Source organism: Massilia sp. 01N410 (assembly GCF_056399665.1).
This window is the reverse complement of the sequence record NZ_JBFTRV010000006.1, coordinates 235,559-261,980: the sequence shown is the minus strand read 5'-3', so window position 1 is coordinate 261,980 and position 26,422 is coordinate 235,559. Positions and strand designations below refer to the sequence as shown.

Below are 26,422 nucleotides of genomic sequence, written 5' to 3'. Positions count from 1 at the left end.
TCGCAAAGAATAAATAACGGAGTTTTAAATGGCACAAATCGAAGTCAAGGTCCCCCAACTGTCGGAATCGGTTGCTGAAGCGACCCTGCTGTCCTGGCACAAGAAAGTCGGCGAAGCCGTTTCGCGCGACGAGAACATGATCGACATCGAAACGGACAAGGTGGTCCTGGAACTGCCGGCCCCGAACGCAGGCGTGATCGTGCAACTGATCAAGGCCGACGGCGCCACCGTCGTCTCGGGCGAGACCATCGCCATCATCGATACCGAAGCTTCGGCCCAGACCAGCCCGATCGGCATCAGCTCGGCCCCGGTCGCCAACGCACCGGCCGCGGCACCGGCACCGCAGGCTTCCGCATCCACCGGCTCGAAAGGCGACGTCGCCATGCCGGCCGCCGCCAAGATCCTGGCCGACAACAACATGAGCACCGCCGACGCCACCGGCACCGGCCGTGACGGCCGCGTGACCAAGGGCGACGCCCTGGCCGCCGTCGCCAACAAAGGCGTTGCGCCGGCCGCTCCGGCACCGCTGCAGCAGCAAGCCGCCCCCGCAGCGGCGGCCCGGCCGGCCCTGCAGCAAGTCGCTGCCCCGGCCCCGGCCAACCTGGGCGACCGTCCGGAAGAGCGCGTGCCGATGAGCCGCCTGCGCGCCCGTATCGCCGAGCGCCTGCTGCAATCGCAGTCGACCAACGCGATCCTGACCACCTTCAATGAAGTCAACATGAAGCCGGTCATGGACCTGCGCGCCAAGTACAAGGACAACTTCGAGAAGCAACACGGCGTCAAGCTGGGCTTCATGTCCTTCTTCGTCAAGGCCGCCGTGCACGCGCTGAAGAAGTACCCGATCCTGAACGCCTCGGTCGACGGTAACGACATCATCTATCACGGCTACTTCGACATCGGTATCGCCGTCGGTTCGCCGCGCGGCCTGGTGGTGCCGATCCTGCGCAACGCCGACCAGATGTCGATCGCCGAAATCGAGAAGAAGATCGGTGAATTCGGCCAGAAAGCAAAGGAAGGCAAGCTGACCCTGGAAGACCTGACCGGCGGTACCTTCTCGATCTCGAACGGCGGCACCTTCGGTTCGATGCTGTCGACCCCGATCATCAACCCGCCGCAGTCGGCGATCCTGGGCGTGCACGCGACCAAGGACCGCGCCGTGGTCGAGAACGGTCAGATCGTGATCCGTCCGATGAACTACCTGGCCATGTCCTATGACCACCGCATCATCGACGGCCGCGAAGCCGTGCTGGGCCTGGTGGCCATGAAGGACGCGCTGGAAGATCCGGCCCGCCTGCTGCTGGACCTGTAATCACCCGCGGGTCGGAAAGGGCCGAAGGCCCGGTGTATTTTGTGCTGTTGAATGATGGAAGGGAGTCACCATGATTGCCGATGAAATCAAGCGCCTGCACGAGCTGCACCAGGCCGGCGCCCTGACCGACGCCGAATTCGAACAGGCCAAGGCGAAGATCCTGTCCTCGTCGACGGTGAACCTGAACAAGGGCACCGCATCGAGCGGCAACGGCAGCTTCGCCGACGAGCTCAACACCCTGCGCCGCTCGCGCACCGACCGCTGGATCAGCGGCGTATGCGGCGGCCTGGCCAAGGCCTCGGGTGTGGAATCGTGGGTGTGGCGGCTGGTCTTCGCGCTGTTCACCCTGACGTTCGGGTTCGGGGCGGTGATTTACCTGCTGCTGTGGATCTTCGTACCGGAAGAATAATTGCCAGCTCGTCGTCCCCGCGAAGGCGGGGATCCAAGTTTGTATGCGTATCGATAGTTCAAGCAGAACTTGGGTTCCCGCCTTCGCGGGAACGACGGATGAGTGGCCAATAAAAGGATTGAATAATGAGCACCGAAAAACAATTTGACGTCGTCGTGATCGGCGGCGGCCCCGGCGGCTACGTGGCCGCCATCCGCGCTGCCCAGCTGGGCTTCAAAGTCGCCTGCATCGACGAGGCGCAGAACGCCAAGGGCGGTCCGGCCCTGGGCGGCACCTGCACCAACGTCGGCTGCATCCCGTCGAAAGCGCTGCTGCAATCGTCGGAACATTTCGAGCACGCCGGCCACGCCTTCAAGGAGCACGGCATCAACGTGCAGGGCCTGGAGCTGGACCTGGCCCAGATGCTGAAGCGTAAGGATGGCGTGGTCAAGGCCAACAACGACGGCATCGTCTACCTGTTCAAGAAGAACAAGGTCACCTTCTTCCACGGCCGCGGTACCCTCGCCGGCAAGGCAGGCGAAGGCTTCACGATCAACGTCACTGGCCCGACCAACGACACCATCACCGCCAAGAACGTGATCGTCGCCACCGGCTCGAACCCGCGCGAACTGCCGGGCACCCCGTTCGACGAGAAGCTCGTCCTGTCGAACACCGGCGCACTGGCCATCGACGCCGTCCCGGCCAAGCTGGGTGTGATCGGCGCCGGCGTGATCGGCCTGGAAATGGGTTCCGTGTGGCGCCGTGTCGGCGCCAAGGTCACCGTGCTGGAAGGCCTGCCGGCCTTCCTGGGCGCGGTCGACCAGCAGATCGCCAAGGAAGCGCAGAAGGCCTTCGCCAAGCAGGGCCTGGACATCCACCTGGGCGTGAAGATCGGTAACATCACCAAGGGCGACAACAGCGTCACCGTGGAATACGCCGATGCCGGCGGCGCCGCACAGACCGCGACATTCGACCGCCTGATCGTCTCGATCGGCCGCGTGCCGAACACCATCGGCCTGGGCTTCGAGACCGTCGGCCTGCAGCTCGACGAGCGCGGCTTCGTCGCCGTCGACGACGAGTGCCGCACCGGCGTGCCGGGCATCTGGGCAGTCGGCGACGTCGTGCGCGGCCCGATGCTGGCGCACAAGGCGGAAGAAGAGGGCGTCGCGGTTGCCGAGCGCATCGCCGGCCAGCACGGCCACGTCAACTTCAACACGATTCCGTGGGTGATCTACACCTCGCCGGAAATCGCCTGGGTCGGCCGCACCGAAGAGCAGCTGAAGAAGGATGGCGTGGCGTATAAAGCCGGCACCTTCCCGTTCATGGCCAACGGCCGTGCGCGCGCGCTGGGCGACACCACCGGCATGGTCAAGGTGATCGCCGACGCGGCCACCGACGAGATCCTGGGCGTCCACATCGTGGGCCCGGTCGCTTCCGAGCTGATCTCGGAAGCCGTGGTCGCGATGGAGTTCAAGGCATCAAGCGAAGACATCGCCCGCATCTGCCACGCTCACCCGACCCTGTCCGAAGCGACCAAGGAAGCCGCGCTCGCCGTCGACAAGCGTTCGCTGAACTTCTAAGCAATACACGTGACGTGGGCACGGCTGCCCACCCTGCATGCCGGCCGTCGGCATCCGCAGGGTGGGCACTTTGCGCTTCGGGCATCTAGCCCGAAACGCTGCCCACGCTGCGTTAATCCACCGGTATTCCATGAACGTCCAAGAGTATTACCAGCACGCGCTGACCGAGCGCGGTTTCAAGTCCGATGCGGCCCAGCAGCGCGCGGTAGACCGGCTCCAGCAGGCGTACGACGACTGGGTCCACTACAAGGCCCAGCGGTCGTCCGCTTTCAAGCGCCTGATCAACCGTCCCGACGTCCCGCAGGGCGTGTACATGTGGGGCGGGGTGGGGCGTGGCAAGTCCTTCCTGATGGACAGCTTCTATTCGGTGGTGCCGGTGGTGCGCAAGACCCGCCTGCACTTCCACGAATTCATGCGCGCCGTGCACCGCCAGCTCGACGAGCTGAAAGGCATGGAAGACCCGCTGATCGAGGTCGCCAAGCGCATCGCCAAGAAATACCGCCTGATCTGCTTCGACGAATTCCACGTCAACGACGTCGCCGACGCGATGATCATGTACAACCTGCTGTCCGCCCTGTTCGCCAACGGCGTGTCCTTCGTGATGACCTCGAACTACGATCCGGACAAGCTGTATCCGGACGGCCTGCACCGCGACCGCATGCTGCCGACCATCGCGCTGCTGAAGGACAAGCTGGACGTGATGAACGTCGACGCCGGCATCGACTACCGCCACCGCACGCTGGAGCAGGTGCAGGCCTATTACACGCCGCTGAACGCGGCCAGCGACCACGCGCTGCGCGAGACCTATGCGAAGATCGCCGACACCGCCGACGAAAGCCCGGTGGTGCACATCGAACAGCGCGAGCTGCGCGCACTGCGGCGCGCGGGCGGCGTGATCTGGTTCGATTTCGCGACCCTGTGCAACGGCCCGCGCTCGCAGAACGACTACCTGGAGCTGGCCAGCCAGTTCCACACCGTGATCCTGTCCGGCATCCCGCGCATGTCGGCGTCGATGTCCTCGGCGGCGCGCCGTTTCACCTGGCTGATCGACGTCTTCTACGACCACAAGGTCAAGCTGATCATGTCGGCCGAGGTGGCGCCGGAGCAGCTGTACACGGAAGGCGCGATGGCGGGCGAGTTCCATCGCACGGTGTCGCGTATCATTGAGATGCAATCGCGCGAATACATGGTGGCCGAGCGCCGCGGCGCTGCCGACTCGCTCGCCTAAAGGAAAAAAAGAAGATGAAAGCTCATCCGTTCATGCGCCGCGCCGTCCTTGGCGCCCAGGGAGCCCTGCTGTGCGCCCTGCTGGCCGCCTGCGCCGCCAACCGCCCGGCGCCGCGCGAAGTGCCGCCGCCGCCGGTCAGCTCCGTGGCCCAGGCCGACCAGCAACTGGCCGCCGTGGTCCGCGAACGCGCGATCATCGAGTCCCGCTTCGCCGAGCGCGAGCGGGTCTGCTACGACAAGTTCTTCGTGAACCGCTGCCTGGACGAAGCCAAGGAGCAGCGCCGCAGCGCCCTGGCGGCCCAGCGCGCGATCGAGGTGCAGGCCGAGCGCTTCAAGCGCCAGGCCGCGGTCGACGAGCGCGACCGCAAGCTGCTTGATGCCGACAAGCGCTACCGCGAAGAGGAAGCCCGCATGGCCACCGAACCGCCGCGGCCGCCGAAAACCGTCGAGGAAGCGCCGCCGCCGCGTGCGCCCACCGCGCCGGGCCGCATCGCCGAGCGCGACGCCCGCCTGAAGGCCGCACAGGCCAAGGACGCCGCCGACGCATCGAAGCGCGCCCAGAGCGTGCGCGACTTCGAACGCCGCAAGGCCGAGTCGGAGGAGCGCCAGCGCGAAGTCGCGCGCAAGAAGGCGGAACGGGCGGCGAAGGCGAAGAAAGCCGAGGAAGACAAGGCCAAGGCGGCCAAAGCGCCGACCCCGACCCCGGCGCAGTAAGGCTAGGGTGGGCACACCGTGCCCACCCTGGGTCACACGGCGCGCCTGAGCTTTTGCACCGTGTAATTACCCACTTCCTGGGGCGGCTGCACCAGCTTGACGATCGCCATCGTGCAATTGCCGCCCTTGCCCTGGGCGCGTTCGCCCGCCTTGTTGATCAGCATCTCGGCCGCCTGGCGCGGCGTCGCCCGCGAGGTCGCGGCGCCCAGTTCGGCATCGGTGAAGAAGTGCCACAAGCCGTCCGACGCCAGCAGGAAGACGTCGCCAGCGGCCAGGTCCGTATGGTGGCCGACGGTGACGTAAGGATCCTTGCGACCATTGCCCAGCACATTCAGCAGCAGCTTGGACTTGCGGTGGTTCTTCGCCGCGTCGGGCGGCAGGCGGTCGCTCGAGACCAGATGTTCGATATAGGCCGCGTCCCCGGTGCGCGCCAGGCAGGCGCCGTTCTGGAAGTGGTAGAGGCGGGAGTCGCCGACGTGCGCCCAGACGGCTTCGCCGTGCGGGCTCAGGAGCAGGCCGACGAAGCTGGCGTGGGCATCGAGTTGATGGCTGACCGCGTTCATCTTGATGACCAGGTGAGTCTCCTGCACGATGTCACGCAGCAGTTGCTCCAAACGCTCGACGGCGGGACCGTCACCGGGCTTGAACAGGTCGAACACCTGCTTGGCCGTGTGCAGCACCTGTTCCGAAGCGGCCGCGCCGGCGATGCCGTCGGACAGCACCGCCAGCACGTATCCGGGAGCGCGGGCGCCCGTCATCAGGGCGACCCGGTCGTTCTGCTGCGGACGGTTGCCGATGTGCTGCGCGGTTCCCGCTTCTAACTTGTATGAACTCATAAACGTGGCTTTCCGATACCGGCGTGCCGATCTTTGTTGGCGGCAACGTCGGCGTAGATTAAACTATGCACTGGTTTGCACTACAGTTGCAACTACAGTTGCAAGCCGTAACGAAGAATCACGACGAGTCGCGTCTTCCCACCCAACATCAGCCCTTTAGTTCGGAAATGTCCACTATGATCGACGTCCAGGAGATCCATCGCCGTATTATTGAACTCGACGTGGAACATCGCGACCTCGACGCTGTCATCGACATGCTGACCCGCGACGGCCATTCCGACCAGTTGCAGCTGCGCCGTCTGAAGAAGCGCAAGCTGCAGCTGAAGGATCACATCACTTTGCTGAAAATGCAGTTGGTGCCGGACGTGCCGGCGTAAGCTGGCAGTTTTACCCTTTCCGACGACTTTGACCGATCACCTGCCCATGCCCGGCCTCGATGCCGAGGCCACTCCTGCCGACGCCGCCGCAACGCCTCCCGCCGATTCGTCCGCCGAGTCCGGCGCCGAGTCTCATGCACCTGCCGCGCCGGGTAAATACGACGCCGAGATCGACCGCATCTTCGGCCCAAACGGCCCGCTCGCGCCCGCCGTCGGCAGCTTCAGGCCGCGCCAGTCGCAGACCGAGATGGCGAAGGCGATCGCCGACGCCATCGGCAACCAGGGCACCCTCATCGCCGAGGCCGGCACGGGAACCGGCAAGACCTTCGCCTACCTGGTGCCGGCCCTGTTGTGGGGCGGCAAGACCATCATCTCGACCGGCACCAAGAACCTGCAGGACCAGCTGTTCTCGCGCGACATCCCGAACGTGCGCCAGGCCCTGCGCGCGCCGGTCTCGGTGGCCCTGCTGAAGGGCCGCGCCAACTACGTCTGCCACTACCACCTCGAGCGCACGCTGCAGAACGGCCGCCTGACCTCGCGCGACGACGTCGGCCACCTGCGCGAGATCTCGCGCTTCATCAAGATGAGCAACTCGGGCGACAAGGCCGAGCTGGCCAAGGTGCCCGAGACGGCGTCCGTGTGGAACCTGGTCACCTCGACCCGCGAAAACTGCGTCGGCCAGGAATGCCAGTACTACCAGGATTGCTTCGTGATGAAGGCGCGCCGCGAGGCCCAGCAGGCCGACGTGGTCGTGGTCAACCACCACCTGTTCTTCGCCGACGTGGCGCTGAAAGAAGGCGGCATGGCCGAACTGCTGCCGTCGGCGAACACCATCGTCTTCGACGAGGCCCACCAGCTGCCGGAAGTCGCAACCCTGTTCTTCGGCACCACGGTGTCGACTTCCCAGGCGCTGGAACTGTGCCGCGACGTGCTGGCCGAAGGCCTCGCCCACGCGCGCGGCGGCCCGGATTGGGCCAAGGTCGTGATGGTGGTCGAGAAGGCCGCGCGCGACCTGCGCCTGACCTTCCCGGAAGGCGGCACCCGCCTGTCGCTGCCGCAGATTCCGCCGAGTTCGGATTTCTTCCCGGCCCTGGAAAAGCTGAAGGAAGAACTGGAAGGCATGGTCGACGTACTCGAAGAAAACGCCGAGCGCGCCGAGACCATCGAGCAGTGCCGCGGGCGCGCGGTGGAACTGCTGGAAAACTTCAAGGGCTGGAAGCAGGCCCCGGTCAAGAAGGATCCGAAGGAAAAGGACAAGGATAAGACTAACTACAACGAGTTCGGCGGCGCCGACGCGGTGCTGTGGGTCGAGGCCTTCTCGTCCTCGCTGCAGCTGCACAAGACCCCGCTGTCGATCGCGCCGATCTTCGCCGGCCAGCGCGCAAGCACGCCGCGCAGCTGGATCTTCACCTCGGCCACTCTGGCCGTGAAGAGCGACTTCAAGCATTTCACGTCGCAGATGGGCATGACCGGCGAGCCGGCGCGCACCTGGCCCAGCCCCTTCAACTACCAGGAGCAGGGCATCCTGTACGTGCCGACCGGCCTGCCGGAGCCGAACACCTTCGGCTATACCGACGCGGTGGTCGACATGGCGCTGCCGGTGATCGAGGCGGCAGGCGGACGCTGCTTCTTCCTGTGCACGACGATCCGCGCGGTGAACCGCGTGGCCGAGCGCCTGCGCGAGGAATTCGCCGCGCGCGGCCTGGAATTCCCGCTGTTCGTGCAGGGCGAGCGTGGCCGCACCGAGCTGCTGGATTCCTTCCGCAGCGCCGGCAACGCCGTGCTGGTGGGCAGCCAGAGCTTCTGGGAAGGCGTGGACGTGCGCGGCGAGGCGCTGTCGCTGGTCATCATCGACAAGCTGCCATTCGCCCCGCCGGACGATCCGGTGCTGGCGGCGCGCATCGAGGTGATGGAAAAGAAGGGCATGAACGGCTTCGTCCACCACACGCTGCCGGAAGCGATCATCAACCTGAAGCAGGGCGCGGGGCGCCTGATCCGCGACGTCGACGACCGCGGCGTGCTGATGCTGTGCGACCCGCGCGTGATCAGCAAGCCCTACGGCCGCCGCATCTGGCAGAGCCTGCCGCCGTTCCGCCGTACGCGGGTGCAGGCGGACGTGATCGATTTTTTCAAGCAGCCAACACCGGCCGCTTGATGTGAAACGTGGGCACGCCGTGCCCACGCGTGACGTCAGAACAGCGATCCCGTTTCCGGCACCACCACCTTCTTCGCCCGCGGCGCCGCCGGCGCCGCCCATGCCTTCATCCGCTCGGCCGGATAATGCCGCAGGAAGCTGCGCGCCAGTTCCGGATCGCGGCAGGCCAGCCAGGCATCCACGTCCTCGGGCGGCAGCACCACCAGCGCGCGTTTCTCGTCGCCCGGCTTGTGGAAGCGCTTCATCAGCGGGTGCTCGTCGGCGTTGATCGTGATCTGGGTAAACGAGGTCGCCGCCTTGCCGTCCATCTCGCGCCACTCGCGCCACAGTCCGGCCACGAAGAAGGGCGCCTCGTCGGCCATGCCGATGCCGAAGCGCTCGGCCCTCCCGCTTTCGTAGTTCGGTTCGTAGAAGCAGGTCATCGGCACCGCGCACAGCTGGGTGCGGTGCCAGGCCGGCGCGAAGGAACGCTTCTCGCCGATCGACTCGGCGCGCGCATTCATCGTATCGAAGACCTTCACGCCGGCCGGGATGTGGCGGCGCGGGACCATGCCGTAGCTGGCCAGGTTCAGGATGCGCTGGTTGTTCGCATCCGAGCGCACGATCGGCGCCAGGTAGTCTTTCCAGGTTTCGGTGGGCCAGTCCCAGTCCCTGTACAAGTCGACCAGGGTGCCGAGGACCATGTCCAGCTGTTCGGGCAGGGGAGGGCGGTAATTGACGCACATGATGACGTCATCATAGCAGGCGCCGCGCCCGGCGGAAAAAGTGATAGGCAGGTTCAGGCGCTTCGGGTATCTTGTTGGAAATTGTTGCATATACAACTTTGTAAGCGACTTCACTCCAAGGAGGACATTATCGATGAATGAGTTGGTCAACGCCATCAACGGCTACGTCTGGAGCCCGGCCCTGATTGCCCTCTGCCTGGGCGCCGGACTGTATTTTTCGGTCCGTTCGCGCTTCCTGCAGGTCCGCCACATGCGCGAGATGACGCGGCTGATGATGGAAGGTAAGAGCTCTGAACAGGGCGTGTCCTCCTTCCAGGCGCTGGCGATGACCCTGGCGGGCCGGGTCGGCACCGGTAACATCGCCGGCGTCGCCACCGCCATCACCTTCGGCGGCCCCGGCGCCGTGTTCTGGATGTGGGCGGTCGCCTTCCTGGGCGCCAGCTCGGCCTTCGTCGAATCGACCCTGGGCCAGGTCTACAAGGAACAGATCAACCGCGAATACCGCGGCGGTCCGGCCTTCTACATCGAGAAGGGCCTGGGCGTGAAATGGTATGCCTGGCTGTTCGCGGCCGTGACCGTGGTGGCCACCGGCGTGCTGCTGCCCGGCGTGCAGGCGAACTCGATTGCCGACGGCCTCAGGACCGCGGTCGGCATCGACCGGAACGTCACCGCCGCCGGCCTGGCAATCGTGCTCGGCTTCATCATCTTCGGCGGCGTCAAGCGCATCGCCCACTTCGCCGAGATCGTCGTGCCCTTCATGGCGCTGGCCTACATCATCGTGGCCGTGGTCATCATCTTCCTGAACATCGGCCAGCTGCCGCATGTGATGAAGCTGATCTTCAGCTCGGCCTTCGGCCTGGACGCCGGCTTCGGCGCCATCATCGGCATGGCGATCCAGTGGGGCGTCAAGCGCGGCGTGTATTCGAACGAGGCGGGACAGGGCACCGGCCCGCACGCCTCCTCGGCCGCCGAGGTCAGCCACCCGGCCAAGCAGGGCCTGGTGCAGGGCTTCTCGGTGTATATCGACACCCTGTTCGTGTGCTCGGCCACCGCCTTCATGCTCCTGATTACCGGCCAGTACAACGTCGAACGCGCCGACGGCAGCCACATCTACCAGGGTGTGCGGGGTGTGGCGGCCGGTCCCGGCTATGTGCAGACTGCGCTGGAAAACGTGCTGCCGGGCTTCGGTTCGATCTTTGTCGCGCTGGCCCTGCTGTTCTTCGCCTTCACGACCATCGTCGCCTACTACTACATCGCCGAAACCAATATCGCCTACATCAACCGCCACACGCCGCGTCCCTGGATGAACTTCCTGCTGAAGGTCGTAATCATCGGCGCGACCGTGTACGGCACGGTGAAGACGGCCGACGTCGCCTGGGCGATGGGCGACCTGGGCGTGGGCCTGATGGCCTGGCTGAACATCGTCGCCATCCTGCTGATGCGCAACACCGCCTTCAAGTGCCTGCGCGACTACGAGGCGCAGAAGGCGCTCGGGAAGGATCCGGAATTCGATCCGGTGGCGCTGGGCATTCCCAACGCCCACTACTGGGAAAAGCGCGCCGCCGGGCTGCATCAGCGCGAAGGCCGGGCCCGCGAGGCGGCCCCGGCAGATTAAGCGATGGCGCGAGCCCTCAGGCCTTGAGGGTGCGCACGTGGGCGAGCAGCTCGTCCACGCGGCCTTCGTTCACCAGCTGGGCCGGCGTACGGCCCTCGAATGCGGCGAGCGGCGCCTCCATCCAGGCGCCGGCCGCATCGTCGTCGCCGAGCACGGCGCGCACCGCGTGCATGGCCGTGTAATAGGCCTGGGCCTTGCGCGACTGCTGCTCGAAGCGGGCGCGCAGGGCGGCCAGGCCGTCCGGGTTCAATTGTTCGTCCTTGCTCATTTTCCTTCTCCCGGTACGATCACGACCTTGCCCGTGACCTTGCGTTCGGCCATGTCGTTCAATGCCGTTGCGGTATCGGCCAGCGCGTAGCGGCGCGATACCAGCGGACGCAACTTGCCTTCCGCCATCCAGCCCAGCATCTGGCGCATCGCCGCCAGGTTCGCCTGCGGCTCGCGGCGCACGAAGTCGCCCCAGAACACGCCGACCACCGAGGCGCCTTTCAGCAACATCAGGTTCCACGGCAGCTTCGGGATCTCGCCGTTGGCAAATCCGACGACCAGGTGGCGTCCGCGCCAGGCGATCGAGCGCAGCGCCGGCTCGCTGTAGACGCCGCCGACCGGATCGTAGACCACGTCCGGGCCCTTGCCACCGGTGGCCGCCTTGATCGCTTCGCGCAGGTCTTCCCTGCTGTAGTCGATCAGGACGTCGGCGCCGTGGGCCTTGCACACCGCCAGTTTCTCGGGGCTGGAGGCGGCCGCGATCACGTGCGCGCCGAGGGCCTTGCCGATCTCGATCGCCGCCAGGCCGACGCCGCCGGCCGCGCCCAGCACCAGCATGGTCTCGCCGGGCTGCAGGGCGCCGCGGTCGACGATCGCGTGGTGCGAGGTGCCGTAGGTGAGGGTGATGGCGGCGGCGACGTCGAAGTCCATGTCGGGCGGCATCGGCATCAGCATCTCGCTCGGGGCCAGGGCCTGCTCGGCGAAGGCGCCGGTGCGGGTGAAGCCGATCACGCGGTCGCCCGGCTTCCAGGTGGTGACGCCGTCGCCGGCCGCGCGCACGATGCCGGCAAATTCATTGCCCGGGGTGAAGGGCAGTTCCGGCTTCACCTGGTACTTGCCCTGCACGGTCAGCACATCCGGGAAGTTGACGCCGGCCGCCTTCACGTCGACCACCACCTGTCCCGCTGCCGGAACCAGGTCCGCACGTTCTTCCACCACCAGGCTGTCCGGTGGGCCCCACGCCTTGCAGACGACGGCTTTCATTTGATTCTCCTGTTCGATGCCACTTCAAAGTCGGGATTATGCCGCAAGGCACGACGGCCGAGGCTGGCGGGGCGCTTGTGCTTCCACAACATGCGGGATGCATGGCTTGCTAGAGTCAGCAGGGTCCGCTGCCGGTGGCGGCGATGAAAGGGAATAGGGAATGTCGATCCGTTACGGCTGTTTCTTCAGCTATGCCCATGGGCGGCACGAGCTCATGCAGCGCTTCAAGGCCACCCTGGTGGACGCCTTGCGCTGCTATCTGGAACCCTACTTCGACAACGAAGATGAACTCTTCGTCGATACCGAACAGCTTGGCGGCGGCGACGACCTCGACCGCAAGATCGCTCGCGCGATGTGCGAGAGCGTCTGCATGATCCTGATTTACACCCCGAAATACGAAGCCCACGCCTACACGCGGCGCGAGTACGCCGCCATGCGCCAACTGGAGATCGAGCGCGGCAAGTGGTATGCGCTGCCCAGCCACCTGATCATTCCCGTCATCATGACCCAGCATCCGGAGCAATTGCCCCGGCAGATCATGGAATCCAGCTTCTACGTCGATTTCTCCCGCTTCACGATGGCGACCGGCGACCTGAAATCGAATCCCGACTTCCTGCCCGACATCGACAAGATGGTCCGGCGCATCGTCGCGCATTATCAGTGCCTGAAAAAACACATGCCGCAGGAGCATGACTGCAACCATTTCATGCTCCCCGATGTCCCACCCCCATGGCGCGAGATCACGGATATCACCTTCCCCAAAAAATGAGGAGAAACATGGATACCAACCGCATCACCGCTGCGCCGGCCGTGGCCGGCGAGGTGACGACGTTTTACGCCTATGATGGCGCGGGCGCGCGTAGTCGCGCGCTTGCTCATGCCGCATGGCTATTGTCTGGAAGAAATCATGCAAAAACACCCGTGCTGATGATCGACTGGGACCTCGAAGCGCCGGGCCTGCACCACTATTTTTCCGGCGGCCGGCCGCACCACGAACGCCAGGGCGTGCTCGAGCTGTTCGAAGCGTGCCGCGAGCAGCTGCGCGTTCTCGGGCGAGCGCCGTCCGACGAGGCCCGCGAGCTGGCCGAGCGAGTGCTCGACGGCCTCGACTGGGACAGCTACCTCGAAAGAGTCGACGACAGCCGCCCCTTGTACCTGATGCGCGCCGGCCGCTTCGACGACAGCTACGGCGAACGGGTCGACCGGCTCGACTGGGACGCGCTGTTCTGCGCCTGCCCGGCCCTGTTCCGCGGCTTCGCCGCCCACCTGACGCGACGCTTTGCCCACGTGCTGGTGGATTGCCGCAGCGGCCGCTCGGCCGCCACCAGCGTCTGCACCGCGCTGCTGCCCGACAGGATGGTCGGGCTGTTCACGCCCGAGCCGCGCAGCCTGGAAGGCCTGGAGGGCGTGGTGCGGCGCGCCCTCGACTACCGCTGCAGCCACGAGGACGAGCAGCGTCCGCTCATGGTCTACCCGCTGCCCAGCCCGCCAGACGGCGGCGTCGAGGAACGCCTCGGCTGGCGCCATGGCGATGCCCGCCAGGACGGCGCCGGCTACCAGGCGGCGCTCGAAAAGCTGCTGGGCGAGTGCTACGGCCTCGACGGCGTCGCGCTCGACAGCTATCTCGACGAGGTGCAGCTGCCGTCCGCCAGCCTGGGCGAGGCCCGCCGGTTCGCCGCGCGCGGCGCCGAACGCGACCGGCTGGGCCCGGTGCGCAGCATCGAGACCCTGCTCGAGTGGATGGAGCCGGGCCATGTTCCGTGGCGGCCGCTGGCCGAGGTGCGCCTGGTGCAGGCGGTCGAGGCCCTGCGCGAGCGCGCCGGCGATACCCAGGCGCCGCCGCTGGCGCGCGAACTGGCGCGCCTGGGCCAGCTCTACCTGGGCCAGCAGGGCGACGAACTGGAAGCGGCGCGCCGCTTCGAGCAGCATGTGATCGCGCTGGAAGAGGGACTGCATGCGATGGAAGAGGGCAGGCGACCTGTCCGTCACTGAGTCCGCCACCGGGTCCGCGAGCGGGTCCGCGGCCGGGCCGGCCGGGCGCGGTTGTGGCGCTTGCGCGACGGCAAGCCGCGCCGGCGCCGGGCCGCCGCCGCCGCGTGCATCCCGATGAGCAATAAATGTGCAGCCGCGGTCGTCGATACCCCCGTTGCTTCGGGTAAAATCGCACGCATGCGAATCCTTATCAGTAACGACGACGGCTATCTCGCGCCTGGCATCCAGGCGCTGGCCGATGCACTCGCCGGCATTGCCGACATCGTGGTGGTCGCTCCCGACAGCAATCGCTCGGGCGCGTCCAACTCGCTGTCGCTCGACCGGCCGCTGTCGGTGTCGAAAGCTGCGAACGGTTTCTATTTTGTCAACGGCACCCCGACGGACTGCGTGCACATCGCACTGACCGGGATGCTGGACCAGCGTCCGGACCTGGTCGTTTCCGGCATCAACAACGGCCAGAACATGGGCGACGACACCCTGTATTCCGGCACCGTGGCGGCCGCGACCGAGGCTTATCTGTTCGGTATCCCGGCGATCGCCTTTTCCCAGGTCCACTCCGGCTGGTCCGAAGTCGAGTCGGCCGCGCGCGTGGCACGCGACATCGTGCTGCGCCGCTTCGAGACCCTCGAAGCCCCCTTCCTGCTGAACGTGAACATCCCGAACCTGCCGTATGAGCAGATGGGGCCGCTGACCGCGACCCGCCTGGGACGCCGCCACCAGGCCGAGCCCGTGATCCGCGGCCAGGATCCGCGCGGCCGCGAGATCTTCTGGATCGGCGCGCCGGGCGCCTGCCGCGATGCCGGCGAGGGTACCGATTTCTTTGCCACCAGCCAGGGACGGGTGTCGATCACGCCCCTGCAGGTGGACCTGACCCACCGCGAACAACTGGCCGCGCTGCGAGGATGGCTGGAATGAGTGAAAAGCGCAGCAATTTCCCCCTGCCGCTGTCTTCCGTGACCAGCCCCGCGGCCCGCAAGCCGGTGGCGCCGGGGCCGATGGCGACGCCGCAGACGGCCACCCAGAATGCCCGCACCAGCCAGGCCCAGACGCGCCCGGCGCCGGCGCCCGCGCGTCCGGCCCAGGCAGGCACCGCGCCCCAGGCCACGCCCCAGCAGCCGCTGGCGCGCTCCGACCTCGCCGCCACCGAAGCGCCGCGGCGGGCGATGGCGGGCCACGTCGCGCGCCAGGGTGTCAAGGACCGGCAGGTGCTGGCCGCGCTGGAAACCATGCCGCGCCATATGTTCATCGAGCCGGCCCTGCTGGGCCAGGCTTATGCGGACGTTTCGCTGCCGATCGGCCATAATCAGACGATTTCGCAGCCGTACATCGTCGCCCGCATGATCGAGTTGCTCAAAGGTAGCGGCCAGCCGCTGCGCCGCATACTCGAGATCGGCACCGGCTGCGGCTACCAGGCGGCGGTCCTGTCCTGCGTGGCCCAGGAGGTGTATTCGATCGAGCGCATCAAGCCGCTGCACGAGCTGGCCAAGGCCAATCTGCGGCCCTTGCGCATCCCTAATCTGCGCTTGCACTATGGAGATGGTATGCTTGGGCTCCCGCAGGTTGCTCCCTTTAACGGCATCATCCTGGCGGCGGCCGGTCTCGAGGTGCCCCGCGCACTGCTCGAGCAGCTGGCCATCGGCGCCTGTCTGGTGGCGCCCGTCGGCGCTCAGGTCCAGCACCTGCAGCGCATCACCCGCACCGGCACATCGGAATGGGCCAGCGAGACGCTGGAAGCCTGCCATTTTGTCCCGCTGCGGCCAGGCATCGTATGAGAATGCCAGAAAGTCGTAACAGAATTAGATGAGAATGAAACCAACAACCCGCCTAGCCCTGCTGACCGTCAGTATCGTGCTGAGCGCCTGCAGCACCGAAACCCGCCAGGCGCCCGTGATCGACCGTCCGGCCCCGGTCGCCGCCAACAAGAATCCGCGTCCGCATCCGGCAACCCCGCCGGCGCCGGCCTCCGACGAACCGAAGGCCGACGCCCGCGGCACCTATACCGTGCGCAAGGGCGACACCCTGCTGCGCATCGCGCTCGACTTCGGCCAGAACTACCGCGACCTGGTCGCCTGGAACAACCTGGCCGATCCGGACGACATCAAGGTCGGCCAGGTGCTGCGCGTGACGCCCCAGGACCGCAACGGCAGCGCCATCGCCGGCACCAACCCGATCACCATGCCGGGCGCCGACAAGACCCCGGCGCCGCCGAAGAAGACCGCCCCGCGCGGCGACAAGAAGGCCTACAGCGAAGGCGGCCTGGCCGATGCCAAGGACGACAATCCGGGCGTGAATCCGAAGGCGGCCGAGCGTCCGTCCGGCCCGGTGACCGGAAGCACCGTCACCGCCAGCGACGACGAGAAGCTGAGCTGGATGTGGCCGTCCGACGGCAAGATCATCGCGACTTTCGACGAAGGCAAGAACAAGGGCATCGATATCGCCGGCAAGCTGGGCCAGCAGGTGATGGCGGCCGGTTCCGGGAAGGTGATGTACGCGGGCAGTGGTATCCGCGGATATGGTAATCTCGTGATTGTTAAGCACAGCAACAGCCTGCTGTCGGCGTATGCGCACAATCGTACGATCGTGGTCAAGGAAGGTCAGAGCGTGACCAAGGGCCAGGTGATCGCCGAGATGGGCGATTCCGATGCCGACACGGTCAAATTGCATTTCGAGATACGCCAGCAGGGCAAGCCGGTCGACCCGTCGAAGTTCCTGCCCAGTCGTTAGCGAGGACCAATGACGCTGCCGCCCAACCCGATGGACCAGGAAATGCCGGACAATGCGCCGGAAGAGGTGCCGGAGGAAGCGCTGGGCGACAGCGATTTCGGCGCCGAGGGCGACGAACACCCCGGCATGCGGGCCGAAGGGCCGGCAGCGGCGCCGGCCGACACGACGGACGAGCTCAAGAGCGTGCTGCAGGCCGAGCTCTCCACCGATACCACCCAGCACTACCTGAACCGGATCGGCGCCAAGCCCCTGCTCGGCGCCGAGCAGGAGGTGCATTACGCGACCCTGGCCAAGGCCGGAGATTTTGCCGCCCGGCAAAAAATGATCGAACACAACTTGCGTCTCGTGGTCTCGATCGCCAAGCACTACATCAACCGCGGCGTGGTCCTGCTCGACCTGATCGAGGAGGGCAACATCGGCCTGATGCGCGCCATCGACAAGTTCGAGCCGGAGCGCGGTTTCCGCTTCTCGACCTACGCGACCTGGTGGATCCGCCAGAGCATCGAACGCGCCATCATGAACCAGGCCCGTACGGTGCGCCTGCCGGTGCACATGGTGCGCGAACTGAACCAGGTGCTGCGCGCCAAATACCACCTCGAAGCCCAGCACCACGACGGCAAGGAGGCCAGCGCCGAGGACATTGCCAGCCTGGTCGGCCGCCCGGTGGAAGAGGTGCAGGACATCCTGGCGCTGTCCGAGCACGCGGCCTCGCTCGACGCCCCGCTCGACAACGATCCCCAGACCAGCCTGATGGACATGCTGCCGGACGAGGGCGACGTCAGCCCCGACGCCCGCGCCGAACACCACGAGATGACCGTGCTGGTGCGCGACTGGCTGCAGAAGCTGCCGGACAAGCAGCGCGTGGTCGTGATGCGCCGCTTCGGCCTCGACAACGACGACCCAGCGACCCTGGAAACCCTGGCCGAAGAGATGGGCGTGACGCGCGAACGGGTGCGCCAGATCCAGCAGGAAGCCCTCGTCAAGCTGAAGCGGGCCATGGCCGCCCGTGGCGTGGTGCGCGATTCCTTGCTATGATGTCCGGCTTTCCCTGAACTGCCGGCGGCCGTGTTCCCGTCGTTCCCGCGAAGGCGGGAACCCATGCTGAATGTCACGAAGCCGTGATGCCGGCGTATCGACTGCGGTTGCTCAGTATGGGTCCCCGTTTTCACGGGGACGACGTTGCACTTTGCTCTCTTCCATCCCCATGCAAGAAACCTTCATCAACATCAAATCCCTCGACATGGACGCGCGCGGCGTCGGCCACCTGGAGAACGAGGACGGCACACCGGGCAAGGTGATCTTCGTCGAAGGCGCGCTGCCTGGCGAGACGGTCAGCTTCGAAACCCTGCGCAAGAAGAAGAACTGGGAATCGGGCCGCATGGTCACCCTGCAGAAGGCCTCGTCGATGCGGGTCGAGCCGAAGTGCCCGCACTTCTGGCATTGCGGCGGCTGTTCGATGCAGCACCTGGAGCCGAGCGCCCAGGTGGCGATGAAGCAGCGCGTGCTCGAAGATAATCTCTGGCACATCGGCAAGACCAGGGCCGAGAACATCATGCGCCCGATGTACGGCCCGACCTGGGGCTACCGCTACCGCGCCCGCCTGTCGGTGCGTCACGTGGCGAAGAAGGGCGGCATGCTGGTCGGATTCCACGAACGCCATTCGAGCTACGTGGCCGACATGACCAGTTGCGAGATCGTGCCGCCGCATGTGTCGGAGATGCTGGTGCCGCTGCGCGAGCTGATCGCTTCGCTGTCGATCTACCAGCAGATGCCGCAGATCGAGCTTGCCGTGGGCGAAGAGAGCACCGTGCTGGTGCTGCGCATCATGGCGCCGCTCAACGCCAACGACGAAAAGCTGGTCAAGGCCTTCGCCGACCAGTGGAACGTCGAATGGTGGCTGCAGCCGAAAGGGCCGGACACCGCCTATCCCTATTATCCGAAGAAGAAAGAGCTGTACTACACGCTGCCGGAATTCGGCATCCGCATGCCGTTCAAGCCGACCGACTTCACCCAGGTGAACCACCAGGTCAACCGCCTGCTGGTGCACAAGGCCCTGACCCTGCTCGACGTGCAGAAGGAAGACCGCGTGGCCGACCTGTTCTGCGGCCTCGGCAACTTCACGCTGCCGTTGGCGACCCAGGCGCGCGAAGTGGTCGGCATCGAAGGCAGCACCGCGCTGACCACCCGCGCGCTGGAGAACGCCCGCGCCAACGGCCTGGACGCGAAGACCAGCTTCTCGACCCGCAACCTGTTCGAAGTCACCAGGGACGACCTGGTCGCGCTGGGCAAGTTCGACCGCATGCTGGTCGATCCGCCGCGCGACGGCGCGGTAGCGCTGGCCATCGCCCTGGCCGAGCTGCGCCTGACGCATCCGGAGCTGATGCCGAAGCGGATCGTGTACGTGTCATGCAGTCCGTCGACCCTGGCGCGCGACGCCGGCATCCTGACCCACCGCGCCGGCTACAAGATGAGCAAGGCGGGGGTGGCGAACATGTTCCCGCATACGTCTCACGTGGAGTCGATCGGGGTGTTCGATCTGGTCGAGGATTTTGTGCCTCGGGAGTTTCAGGTGGCTGAGCAGCAGGGGCAGCAGGAGCCGCAGCAGGACGCTCGGTAACAGCGCAAACCAAGGGGTATTCCCGCGAAAGCAGGGATGACGTGTTGATTCTGCCGGGGATCGACGTGTTGGCGGTGCCGGGGCCTGCGTCAACGTCAGCGCCTCGCCGTCACCCCACCCAAGGCCCCCAGCAACTCCTCAGCATCCACCGGCTTGACGAAGTAGCGGTCGAACCCCGCCCCCTCGGCATCCTCGCGGTCCGACTGCTGGCCGTAGCCGGAAATCGCCATCAGCACCACGTGCTCGTTGCCCGGCACCCGGCGCAGGCGGCGTGCCAGTTCGACGCCGCTCATGCCCGGCAGGCCGATGTCGAGCAGGAAGGCGTCGAAGCGTTCGTCACCGGCGCGTACCAGCGCTTCCAGCGGGTCGTGCATCACCGTTACCACGTGGCCGCTCGATTCCAGCAGCAGGCCCAGGGTCATGGCCGCGTCCTCGTTGTCGTCCACCAGCATCAGCCTCAGGCCGCGCGCCTCGTCGTCGCCGGCCGCGGCAGGCACGCCGGGCAGCTCGCCCGCAGGCGATTCCTTGCATTGCAGGCGCGGCAGCCGCACCGTGAATTCCGTGCCCATATTGCGGCCCTCGCTGCTGGCGGTCACCATGCCGCCGTGCAGTTCGACCAGGCTCTTCACCAGCGCCAGGCCCAGGCCCAGGCCGCCCTGGGAGCGGTCCGGCGTGCGCTCGGCCTGGGAGAACAGGTCGAACACGGTCGGCAGCAGGTCGGCCGGAATGCCGATGCCGTTGTCCTTCACGCTGACCAGCACGTGCTCGGCGGAGGCGCCCATCCACACGCCGACCACACCGCCTTCGGGCGTGTACTTGGCGGCGTTGTTGAGCAGGTTGGCCAGCACCTGCACCAGGCGCTTGGTATCGCCTTCGACGAAGGCGGGGCCGGTGTCCGGCGCCAGGTCGAGCGTCAGCCGGTGGCGGCGCGCCTCGATCAGCGGGCGCACCTGCTCGACCGCGTCGTCGATCACGCAGCGCAGGTCGACCTGGTCGCGCGCCAGCACCACCAGGCCGCGGGTCACGCGCGAGACGTCCAGCAGGTCGTCGATCAGTTCGGTCATGTGCGCCACCTGGCGCGCGATGATGGCGCTGGTGCGCTCCACGCGGCCGCTGTCGGGCGGCCCCATGTTCAGCAGCTGGGCGGCGGCCGAGATCGGCGCCAGCGGATTCCTCAGTTCGTGCGCCAGCATCGCCAGGAACTCGTCCTTGCGGCGGTCGGCCAGGCGCAGCGCCTCCTCGGCGCGCACGCGCTCGAGCGCGCTCCAGGAGCGTTCGGCCACGTCCTCGATCAGGCGCACGATGTCGGCGCTCCAGACCCGCGGCAGGTTGTCGTTAATGAACAGGCAGGTGGTCAGGGCGCCGTTGCGGTGCACCGGCACCACCACGGCCGAACGGATCTGCAGCGAGGCGTAGGTGGGCCAGGTGTCCGCTCCGCCGGTGCGCGGGTCGCGCTGCACGTCGCTCGCCACCATGGTCGATCCCTGCACCAACGGGGCGAAGTTGGCGGCGCCGAACAGGGCTGCCGGAAACGTGCCGCTGAGTTCGGGGACGATGCCGTCGGTATAGTTCGAATGGAAGGTGACGAGCTGGCGGTCGGCGTCGTAGTCGCCGTACAGCACCCGGCTGGCCTGCAGGAAGCGGCCCAGCATGGCGCTGGTCTGGACGAAGATCTGGCCCGGGTCGTCGAGGCGCCGCAGCAGGTCGGCCAGCTCGAGCCGGAACTCGTTCATGTCCAGCAGCGTGGTCTGGCGCGCCACCGCGTTGCGCAGGGCCTGCTCGGCCGACATGCGGTCCAGCGCTTCCCAGCTGCGTTCGGCGATGTCGGCGGCCAGCTTGCATTCTTCCTCGTCCCAGCCGCGCTCGCTGGAGGAATAGCCGACCAGGGCTGCCTGCAGTTGGCCGCGGCGCAGGCGCGGCAGCGCCAGGATCGCGCGCGCGCCGGCGGCCGCGTAGCGCGCCCCGCTCTCGGGCACGCGCGGGTCGCTGGTGGTGTCGCGGATCGCCAGCGGCGCGCCGGTGCGCAGCAGGGCCAGCGCGGCCGGGCCGAAATCGCGGATGCGGGCGCGCCTGCCGCCGAGCGCGGAGGCGCCGTCGCGGGCCCAGTCGTGCACGACCTCGAAGCCGGCCCCGGTGCCGTCGCCTTCGACATAGCAGGCGTGGTCGAGCTCGAGGTGCTTGCCGAGCATCGCGCAGGCGCACTCGACGATATCGGAGGGGTGGTGCAGGCGGCGCAGGCTGTCGACCACCTGCAGCTGCACCGCGTGGCGGCGTTCCAGCTGCACGCGCGGCGTGGTCTCGCTGATCACGCACAGGAAGCCGCGCACCGCGCCGGCACCGTCGCGTACGGGGGAATAGGCGAGCGTGAACCAGCCGCGGTAGGGCTTGCCGGCGCGCCGGATCGTCAGCGGCAGGTCTTCGCCGTAGGTGGAATGGCCGCCGAGGGCGCGTTCGGCCAACGGCTTGATGGCCGGCCATTGATCGGGCCAGACCTCGAGCAGCGGTGCGCCCAGCGTGGACGGATGCCTGCCGTCCAGCAGGGAAATATAGGCCGCGTTGTACAGCATGATGAGGCGTGGGCCCCATGCGATGTACATCGGAAATTCGGATTCCAGGATCAGGCTGACCGCATTGCGCAGGGCCGGATCCCAATGGTCGGGCCAGCCGAGCGGCGAGCCCGACCAGTCATGCAGGTGGTACCCGGCGCGTACGGCGCCGGAGGTGTCGAGGAGATGAAAGTCGCGCGTAGCCGCTTCCATGCTGATCGCCTTCGAGTCCGAAAGTGGTCATTCTATGCGCAAATGCATTAGCTGGAACGCGGCTGAGAAAAAATACATTTTCCGGCAACTAAGAAAAATTTCCCTTAGAAATGTGCCCGCACGCCGAACACCAGGTTGCGGCCCGGCAGCGGCGAAATGTCCTTCAACAGCGAAGTCGACAGGCGAACGTCCTGGTTCAGCAGATTCTTCGCCAGCACGAACCAGGTCAGGTCCATCTTGTCGAGCTTCTGGGTGTAGGAGAGGTTGGCGTCGACCAGATTGTAGGCCGGCGTCGGCGTATTCTCGAAGGCCGCCAGGCGGTCCTGGCCGCGCGCATGCGTCCACGACAGTCCGGCGCGCCAGTCGGCCTGGCGGTAGCCGATGCTGGCGCCGATGCGGTCGGCCGGCTGCAGCGGCAGGTTCTCGCCGTTGTCGAGTTTGCCACGCGAGCCGTCGGCGAACAGGCGGCCGTTCCAGCCCATGCCCACCGCGTTCCAGGTCAGCTCGGCTTCCGCGCCCTGGATGTGGGCCGGGGCCTGCTGGAACAGGCGCTGGCGGAATTCGCCGCCGGGCAGGCCTTCCTCGTCGAGTTCGAGGCCGGTGATGTGGCCGTAGATGAAATCGGACACATTGTTGCGGAACAGGTTGGCCTTCCAGCGCAGCAGGCCGGTGTCCTTCTGCAGCGAGAGTTCGATGTTGCGCGAGACTTCCTTCTTCAGGTTGGCATCGCCGACGTCGAAGGTGAGGGTGGCGTCGTGCGGGCCGCCCGAGTACAGCTCGTCGGTGGCCGGTGCGCGCTGGGCATACGACAGGGTCGCGCCGGCGCTGTAGCCTTTCACGAAGGGCCACAGGGCGCCGACCGAGCCGGAACCCAGGTTGAAGCTGCGCTCGGCGTTGCCGACCGGTTCGCGGCGCACGTTCTCGTAGCGCGCGCCGGCGTTCACGCGTACCGGGCCGATCGCGGTCTCTTCGACCAGGAAGGCGGCCTGGGAGGTCGAGTGGGTGACCGGCACGGTGTCCGGGCCGCCGGCCGCCGACAGCGCCGAGAAGTGGGTGTTCTCGGTCTGTACGCCGAAGGTGCCGTGGAAGCCGAGGCCGCCGACATCGAGGGGCTTGTGGGTCAGCTCCAGGCGCGACTCGAAGGAGCGGTTCTTGAAGATGACTTGCGGCGCCATGTTCACGCCCAGCTCGGCGTGGCGGTAGTCGGTGAAGCCGGCCTTGAAGCGCGCCGTCTCGAAGCCGCTGAAGGGCTCGTGCACCAGGCTGTCGAAGTCGTAGCGGTTCTGGCGCTGGTCGATGCGCGAGCCGTCCGCGCTCGGGATGCCGTAGTTGTTCGACAGGTGGTTCGCCGACACGCCCACATAGCCCCAGTCGCGGATATACGAAGCGCCGGCGCCGATGCTGCGCTCGCTGGTATCGCTGTCCGGCAGGCGGCCGCTGGTGGACGCCGGGTCGTTCAGCACGCGGTTGCCGGGAATCTTGTAGTCGTTGGTGTCGCGCCAGTTGCCGTCGATGTGCATGCCGACGTGGCCGACCGCACCGTCCATCGAGCCGGACACGTTGCGGCCGTTGTCGACGCTGCTGTAGCGGGTCTCGGCCTGGCCGGTCGGCTTGTCTTCGAGTGCGGTCGGGATGCGCTCGTTGACGACGTTGACCAGGCCGCCGATCGCGCCGGAGCCGTAGAGCAGGGCGGCGGGGCCGCGCAGGATCTCGATCTGGCGCGCCACCGCGCCTTCGGAAGCGACCGCGTGGTCGTTCGACAGGCCGGACACGTCCGAGGTGGCCATGCCGTTTTCCAGCATCTTCACGCGCGAGCCTTCCATGCCGCGGATGATGGGGCGCGAGGCGCCGGCGCCGAAGGCCGAGGCGGACACGCCCAGCTCGTTCTGCAGGGTCTCGCCGAGCGAGCTGCCGACCTTGTCGCGCAGTTCGTCGCCGGCCAGCACCTTGGCCGGGGTCAGGATCTGGTCGCCCTCGCCGTTGCGCAGCGGATTGGCGGTGACCACCACCTGCTGGACCTTGCCGTTATTGATGGTCTGGCCGCCGTCGGGCGTTTCCTGGCTCTGGGCTTGAGCAAAAGCGGGGGAATAGGCGAACAGGATCGCGCTGGCGATCAGCGTCGGTTGAATCTTTTTCATTGTTTAAAACCTCGAGCAAATGGATAACGGTCCGCGCTGCCGGGCGCAGGCGCGGCAGGACGGTTGAAGCAGGGCGTTATCAGGCTCGGGGTGGGCCGCGCTGCTGGAAGGGGCAGGCCGCCAGCAGGCAGATGCCGGGCGTCGGTGCGAGGCTGGGAACCGCGTACGCGAGCTCGGCGGGAACGAATTGCCGGACCGTGGCCGGCAGTGCGAAGGCGACCTGGGCGCTGGCCGCGCACTGGCCGCACTGGTCGTGCAGGACCGGTTTGGTCGGCTTGCCGCCGTTGCCGTCGGGGTCGTAGGCGCTCTGCTGCGCCAGCGATTCCTTGACGTCGTTCCAGTGTGAGTAGGCATGGCCGAGCGACAGCTGCTGCGAAACGAGCAGCAGCAGCGACAGTAATACATGGACCAGGCTACGTGACATCCAGCTATTGTACAAAAAAAGACCGGCCCTGGGCCGGTCTCCTTTCAGGTGATCGAGAAGACGATCAGTCGCGGCTGCCGAAGCCGATGCCCAAAAGTCGCAGCAGGGCCGTGAAGATGTTGTACAGATCCAGGTAGATCGACAGGGTGGCGCTGATGTAGTTGGTTTCGCCGCCGTTGATCACGCGCTGCACGTCATAGATCAGCCATGCCGAGAAGATACCCATCGCCATTACCAGTACCACCAGCTGCAGCGCGCTCAGCTGCAGGAAGATGTTGGCGACCGAGGCCAGGATCAGCACGATGGTGCCGGCGAACAGCCAGCTGCCCATGCCCGAGAAATCGCGCTTCGAGACGGTGGCGATGGTCGCCATGCCCGCGAAGATGACGGCGGTGCCGCCGACCGCGCCCATGATCAGGGCGCCGCCGTTGGCGAAGCCCAGGGTGTAGCGCAGCAGCGGGGTCAGCATCAGGCCCATGAAGAAGGTGAAGCCGAGCAGCACCGGCACGCCGGCCGCCGAGTTCTTGGTCTTCTCGATGGCGAAGATGAAGCCGAAGGCGACTGCCAGGAACAGCAGGGCGCCGAGGCCGCCGCCCATGATCGGCATGTGGGTCGTCAGGCCGATGAAGGCGCCGAACACGGTCGGGACCATCGACAGCGCGAGCAGCCAGTAGGTATTGCGCAGTACGCGGTGGCGGACGGCGCGGCCGGCCGAGACGTCATAGGTTTTCTGCAGATTGGGAATCATATTGCCTCCGGGTGAAGAACTTCTGTCGTGTCCAAGATGAGGACGTTTCCTGTCCGTTAAAGACCTTACCGGGCGCCGCTTAAGGCCGGGTTAAGGCCGCGATATGGACGAGTATTTATTACCGCCACTGTAACACCGGCGATGCCGGCCTCGCAATATCGGCCAGCCTCCGGATATATGGTAAAATCGAAGGTTGATTGAGTTCCGATGTTCTCGCGAATTTCTTTATCTAAACCTTTATTTTTATTGGAGTTTATATGGCAATCGAACGCACCCTGTCGATCATCAAGCCGGACGCAGTTGCAAAAAACGTTATCGGTCAAATCTATAGCCGTTTCGAAGGCGCCGGCCTGAAGATCGTCGCAGCCCGCATGGCCCAGCTGTCGCGCGCTGAAGCGGAAGGCTTCTACGCCGTCCACAAGGAGCGTCCGTTCTTCAAGGATCTGGTCGACTTCATGATCTCGGGTCCGGTCATGATCCAGGTGCTGGAAGGCGAAGGCGCGATTGCCAAGAACCGCGAACTGATGGGCGCTACCGACCCGAAGAAGGCCGACAAGGGCACCATCCGCGCCGACTTCGCCGACTCGATCGATGCCAACGCCGTGCACGGTTCGGACGCTGCCGAAACCGCCGCAGTCGAAATCGCCTACTACTTCCCGGCGCTGAACGTCTACTCGCGTTAATGGTGCTGCCCCGCGCAGGCGGGGAAGTTTGTAAAGACGCGAAATTTTTTCGCGCTCAGGCGGTCTGCTGCGTTAAGCTGCATACCCACCCGTAGCAACCCGCTCGCCCAAGCTCGCCCGCCACTGTGTGGCGGGCCCCGGCGGGCGGGATTCATTTAGA

Annotated in this window: 24 protein-coding genes; 16 read left to right on the top strand and 8 right to left on the bottom strand. The window is 66.2% G+C overall.

Annotation, left to right across the window (positions count from 1 at the left end; all coding sequences use genetic code 11):
* Positions 1 to 28 precede the first annotated feature (28 nt).
* The 5 genes from odhB (at position 29) to AC1DOP_RS10975 (ending at position 5,218) form a co-directional block, all read left to right on the top strand.
* Entirely contained in the window at positions 29 to 1,309 is a 1,281-nt protein-coding gene (gene odhB, locus AC1DOP_RS10995) for a 2-oxoglutarate dehydrogenase complex dihydrolipoyllysine-residue succinyltransferase (RefSeq protein WP_477251074.1), read from the top strand.
* 70 nt (positions 1,310 to 1,379) lie between these two features.
* Positions 1,380 to 1,718, top strand: a complete 339-nt coding sequence (locus AC1DOP_RS10990; RefSeq protein ID WP_442121911.1) for a PspC domain-containing protein — start codon at positions 1,380 to 1,382, stop codon at positions 1,716 to 1,718.
* Between the two features lie 125 nt (positions 1,719 to 1,843).
* Positions 1,844 to 3,277, top strand: a complete 1,434-nt coding sequence (lpdA, locus tag AC1DOP_RS10985; RefSeq protein WP_442121910.1) for a dihydrolipoyl dehydrogenase — start codon at positions 1,844 to 1,846, stop codon at positions 3,275 to 3,277.
* A 130-nt stretch (positions 3,278 to 3,407) separates the two neighbouring features.
* Positions 3,408 to 4,505, top strand: a complete 1,098-nt coding sequence (gene zapE / locus AC1DOP_RS10980) for a cell division protein ZapE (RefSeq protein WP_442121909.1) — start codon at positions 3,408 to 3,410, stop codon at positions 4,503 to 4,505.
* A 14-nt stretch (positions 4,506 to 4,519) separates the two neighbouring features.
* A complete protein-coding gene (locus AC1DOP_RS10975; protein ID WP_477251071.1) occupies positions 4,520 to 5,218 on the top strand; it encodes a hypothetical protein in 699 nt (232 codons plus the stop codon).
* 32 nt (positions 5,219 to 5,250) lie between these two features.
* Here the strand turns inward: AC1DOP_RS10975 and AC1DOP_RS10970 are convergent, their stop codons facing one another.
* Positions 5,251 to 6,054, bottom strand: coding sequence for a PP2C family protein-serine/threonine phosphatase (locus tag AC1DOP_RS10970; protein WP_442121907.1), 804 nt, complete (start codon positions 6,052 to 6,054; stop codon positions 5,251 to 5,253).
* Positions 6,055 to 6,230: 176 nt separating this feature from the next.
* Here AC1DOP_RS10970 and AC1DOP_RS10965 point away from each other — a divergent pair, with 176 nt between their 5' ends.
* Positions 6,231 to 6,431, top strand: a complete 201-nt coding sequence (locus AC1DOP_RS10965) for a YdcH family protein (protein WP_442121906.1) — start codon at positions 6,231 to 6,233, stop codon at positions 6,429 to 6,431.
* A gap of 46 nt (positions 6,432 to 6,477) precedes the next feature.
* Positions 6,478 to 8,586, top strand: coding sequence for a DNA repair helicase YoaA (locus tag AC1DOP_RS10960; RefSeq protein WP_442121905.1), 2,109 nt, complete (start codon positions 6,478 to 6,480; stop codon positions 8,584 to 8,586).
* A 35-nt stretch (positions 8,587 to 8,621) separates the two neighbouring features.
* Here AC1DOP_RS10960 and AC1DOP_RS10955 read toward each other — a convergent pair whose 3' ends face one another.
* Positions 8,622 to 9,401, bottom strand: coding sequence for an SOS response-associated peptidase (locus AC1DOP_RS10955; RefSeq protein WP_477251068.1), 780 nt, complete (start codon positions 9,399 to 9,401; stop codon positions 8,622 to 8,624).
* A gap of 43 nt (positions 9,402 to 9,444) precedes the next feature.
* Here AC1DOP_RS10955 and AC1DOP_RS10950 point away from each other — a divergent pair, with 43 nt between their 5' ends.
* Complete coding sequence (locus AC1DOP_RS10950; protein ID WP_477251066.1) at positions 9,445 to 10,926, top strand: alanine/glycine:cation symporter family protein; 1,482 nt, start codon at positions 9,445 to 9,447, stop codon at positions 10,924 to 10,926.
* A gap of 16 nt (positions 10,927 to 10,942) precedes the next feature.
* Here AC1DOP_RS10950 and AC1DOP_RS10945 read toward each other — a convergent pair whose 3' ends face one another.
* Positions 10,943 to 11,194 carry an MbcA/ParS/Xre antitoxin family protein gene (locus AC1DOP_RS10945; protein ID WP_477251064.1) on the bottom strand — a complete coding sequence of 84 codons (252 nt, stop codon included), beginning with the start codon at positions 11,192 to 11,194 and terminating at the stop codon, positions 10,943 to 10,945.
* A complete protein-coding gene (locus AC1DOP_RS10940) occupies positions 11,191 to 12,177 on the bottom strand; it encodes an NADPH:quinone oxidoreductase family protein (protein WP_477251062.1) in 987 nt (328 codons plus the stop codon). The genes AC1DOP_RS10945 and AC1DOP_RS10940 overlap by 4 nt, the downstream gene beginning before the upstream one ends.
* A 160-nt stretch (positions 12,178 to 12,337) precedes the next feature.
* Between AC1DOP_RS10940 and AC1DOP_RS10935 the strand changes: the two genes are divergently transcribed.
* From AC1DOP_RS10935 to rlmD, 7 genes are all read left to right on the top strand, one after another.
* Entirely contained in the window at positions 12,338 to 12,946 is a 609-nt protein-coding gene (locus tag AC1DOP_RS10935) for a toll/interleukin-1 receptor domain-containing protein (RefSeq protein ID WP_442121900.1), read from the top strand.
* An 8-nt stretch (positions 12,947 to 12,954) separates the two neighbouring features.
* Entirely contained in the window at positions 12,955 to 14,169 is a 1,215-nt protein-coding gene (locus AC1DOP_RS10930; protein WP_442121899.1) for a hypothetical protein, read from the top strand.
* A 177-nt stretch (positions 14,170 to 14,346) separates the two neighbouring features.
* Entirely contained in the window at positions 14,347 to 15,084 is a 738-nt protein-coding gene (gene surE / locus AC1DOP_RS10925) for a 5'/3'-nucleotidase SurE (RefSeq protein ID WP_442121898.1), read from the top strand.
* Complete coding sequence (locus tag AC1DOP_RS10920) at positions 15,081 to 15,941, top strand: protein-L-isoaspartate(D-aspartate) O-methyltransferase (RefSeq protein ID WP_442121897.1); 861 nt, start codon at positions 15,081 to 15,083, stop codon at positions 15,939 to 15,941. The genes surE and AC1DOP_RS10920 overlap by 4 nt, the downstream gene beginning before the upstream one ends.
* Positions 15,942 to 15,975: 34 nt before the next feature.
* The gene (locus tag AC1DOP_RS10915; protein ID WP_442121896.1) at positions 15,976 to 16,893 is read left to right on the top strand and encodes a peptidoglycan DD-metalloendopeptidase family protein; all 918 of its coding nucleotides are present in this window, start codon (positions 15,976 to 15,978) and stop codon (positions 16,891 to 16,893) included.
* 9 nt (positions 16,894 to 16,902) lie between these two features.
* Positions 16,903 to 17,928 carry an RNA polymerase sigma factor RpoS gene (gene rpoS / locus AC1DOP_RS10910; protein ID WP_442121895.1) on the top strand — a complete coding sequence of 342 codons (1,026 nt, stop codon included), beginning with the start codon at positions 16,903 to 16,905 and terminating at the stop codon, positions 17,926 to 17,928.
* Positions 17,929 to 18,097: 169 nt separating this feature from the next.
* Entirely contained in the window at positions 18,098 to 19,510 is a 1,413-nt protein-coding gene (gene rlmD / locus AC1DOP_RS10905; RefSeq protein ID WP_477251057.1) for a 23S rRNA (uracil(1939)-C(5))-methyltransferase RlmD, read from the top strand.
* A gap of 95 nt (positions 19,511 to 19,605) precedes the next feature.
* On the opposite strand, the gene AC1DOP_RS10900 is transcribed toward rlmD, so the two are convergent.
* The 4 genes from AC1DOP_RS10900 to AC1DOP_RS10885 form a co-directional block, all read right to left on the bottom strand.
* Entirely contained in the window at positions 19,606 to 22,269 is a 2,664-nt protein-coding gene (locus AC1DOP_RS10900; RefSeq protein ID WP_442121893.1) for a hybrid sensor histidine kinase/response regulator, read from the bottom strand.
* A gap of 104 nt (positions 22,270 to 22,373) precedes the next feature.
* Complete coding sequence (locus AC1DOP_RS10895) at positions 22,374 to 24,407, bottom strand: TonB-dependent receptor (RefSeq protein ID WP_477251055.1); 2,034 nt, start codon at positions 24,405 to 24,407, stop codon at positions 22,374 to 22,376.
* A 79-nt stretch (positions 24,408 to 24,486) separates the two neighbouring features.
* A complete protein-coding gene (locus AC1DOP_RS10890; RefSeq protein ID WP_442121891.1) occupies positions 24,487 to 24,831 on the bottom strand; it encodes a DUF2946 family protein in 345 nt (114 codons plus the stop codon).
* Positions 24,832 to 24,895: 64 nt separating this feature from the next.
* Positions 24,896 to 25,579, bottom strand: a complete 684-nt coding sequence (locus AC1DOP_RS10885; RefSeq protein ID WP_442121890.1) for a Bax inhibitor-1/YccA family protein — start codon at positions 25,577 to 25,579, stop codon at positions 24,896 to 24,898.
* Positions 25,580 to 25,836: 257 nt separating this feature from the next.
* On the opposite strand from AC1DOP_RS10885, the gene ndk reads away from it, so the two are divergent.
* Positions 25,837 to 26,262 carry a nucleoside-diphosphate kinase gene (gene ndk, locus AC1DOP_RS10880; RefSeq protein ID WP_047824070.1) on the top strand — a complete coding sequence of 142 codons (426 nt, stop codon included), beginning with the start codon at positions 25,837 to 25,839 and terminating at the stop codon, positions 26,260 to 26,262.
* Positions 26,263 to 26,422 lie beyond the last annotated feature (160 nt).